At 44.5% G+C, this 283-nt stretch carries 1 protein-coding gene; it reads right to left on the reverse strand.

Annotated elements, in window-relative coordinates; genetic code table 11:
• Nucleotides 1–2: 2 nt before the first annotated feature.
• On the reverse strand, nt 3–283 hold a 281-nt coding region (locus AOA62_RS05000; RefSeq protein ID WP_218244065.1), incomplete at its 5' end, for a hypothetical protein.

Raw genomic sequence — 283 nt, forward strand, 5'->3', positions numbered from 1 at the left:
CTTTAATATTGATCCTTTTTATCGTTTAAATCAAAAGTTGTATTGGGAAGTTCACTGGTACCGCCCCCCTGTTTCTGCCAGAATTGATGGAAGCGTTGGTAGGCTAGGGGTTTTCCTAAACGAAGGAGGTTGTCGGCGAAATCAATGATGGTACGCTCTTCGGTACCGCCAAACTTTGGTCCCCTTAGTCCTCTTCCAACGATTTGCTCATAAAGCAGTTCACTCGTTGTTGGGCGACATATCACGATATATTCCGTATTTGGCGCATCAAACCCAGTTGTTA

It is taken from the genome of Pseudomonas sp. 2995-3, assembly GCF_002742565.1.
Taxonomy (GTDB): domain Bacteria; phylum Pseudomonadota; class Gammaproteobacteria; order Pseudomonadales; family Pseudomonadaceae; genus Aquipseudomonas; species Aquipseudomonas edaphica.